This window comes from Chitinasiproducens palmae (assembly GCF_900095735.1).
GTDB classification, from domain to species: domain Bacteria; phylum Pseudomonadota; class Gammaproteobacteria; order Burkholderiales; family Burkholderiaceae; genus Chitinasiproducens; species Chitinasiproducens palmae.
The window spans coordinates 1-1,594 of the sequence record NZ_FNLO01000026.1; the positions used below are offsets into that span (position 1 = coordinate 1).

Genomic DNA, 1,594 nt, shown 5'->3' on the forward strand with positions numbered 1-1,594 from the left:
GCGGGCGAGGTGCGCACGCTGGCGCAGCGCTCGGCAACGGCGGCCAAGGAAATCAAGGGGCTGATCGGCGAGTCGGGACAGCGCATCGAAGCGGGTCAGGCGCTGGTCGAGCGCGCGGGCCAGACGATGCAGGAGATTGTGCAGGCCGTGGCGCGGGTCACCGACATCATGGGCGAGATTTCCGCGGCGTCCGAGGAGCAGTCCGGCGGCATCGAGCAGGTGAATCGCGCGATCACGCAGATGGACGAAGTCACCCAGCAGAACGCGGCGTTGGTAGAGGAAGCCGCCGCTGCGGCGGCGTCGCTGGAAGCTCAGGCCGATGCGCTCGCCGCGGCGATGGCGGTGTTTCTGATCGAAGGCCGGCAGGCCCAACTCGAGGTGCAAGCCGGTCCGCGTCACAGCGAAACGGCCGACACGCCAGCCGGTGCATGGCTGCCATCGTCCATGGCAGTGGCTTGAGCGCGCTGCGCGGTTGGATCGCGGTCGGTTCGCCGTAATGGCGCCGTGGCCCGGCCGCCGAGGCATTGGCAGCAGGCTTCAACAAGACACGCGCGCGTTGCGGGTTGCAGTCGCGCGGGTGAGTGGTTCCGGGGGTGCGGTCAGCGCGTGGCTCGGCAAGAAGCGGAGCGCGGCCGCCAAGGGGTTCAACGCAAGGGGAATGAAGAAATGAAGCACATGACGATCCGCAGTGCGTTGCGGTGGGTGGTCGGCGTGATGGTCACGCTGGCCCTCGTAATGGCTGCCGTCGCGTTCACCGGGCTGCATGCGAGCAACGACTCGTTACGCACGCTCAACGAGGAGGACAAGCGGGCCGAGAGTGCGCTGTCCGATTCCTATGCCAGCCTCTTGCGTGCGCGCCTGCAGATGGAAGGCGCACGCTCCGCTTACGAGGGCGGCGACTTCGATAGTGGCAAGACGCGTCTCGGCAAGGCCAGCGAGATGATCACGCAGAGCGATGCGCGCTGGCAGGACTATCTGAAAGTGCCGCGCGATGCGAAGGAAACGCCGCTCGCGAACACGTTGATTGCGCGCCGCAACGAGTTGATGGAAAAAGGCATGCGTCCATTGGTCGAGGCGCTCGACAAGATGGATCTGACCCAGTATCGCGACATCACGGGCCGGCAAATCGACTCGCTCGCCGGCGCGGTCAGCGACGCGTCGAGCGCGGTGATGGGCTACCGCAAGACGCGCGCCGATGCGCTGGTCGCCAACGCCACGCGCAACTTCCGCATCGCGGTAGGCGTGCTTGGCGGAGGCGTGCTGCTGGCGCTGTTGCTTGGGCTTGGCGCAGGCGTTGCGCTCAAGCGTCTGGTATTGACGCCGCTGGAGGAACTGATCGCACGGATGCGGCGCATCGCCGGCGGCGACCTGTCGGACCCGATCGTCAAGAGTGCGGGACGGCAAAACGAGATCGGCCGCATTCGCAGCGTGCTCGGTGAGATGCAGGGCAACCTGGCCGGCCTGGTCGGCGGCGTGCGGCAAGGGGTGTACGCGATGGCCGGCGCGTCGCGCGAGATCGCGGCGGGCAACACGGATCTGTCGTCGCGCACCGAGCAGCAAGCCGCGTCGCTGCAGGAGACGGCATCGAGCATGG

Annotated in this window: 2 protein-coding genes; both read left to right on the forward strand. The window is 67.3% G+C overall.

Annotated elements, in window-relative coordinates; translation table 11 throughout:
* On the forward strand, nt 1-459 hold a 459-nt coding region (locus BLU54_RS22955), incomplete at its 5' end, for a methyl-accepting chemotaxis protein (protein ID WP_235838095.1).
* Nucleotides 460-666: 207 nt separating this feature from the next.
* On the forward strand, nt 667-1,594 hold a 928-nt coding region (locus BLU54_RS22960; RefSeq protein WP_139169810.1), incomplete at its 3' end, for a Tar ligand binding domain-containing protein.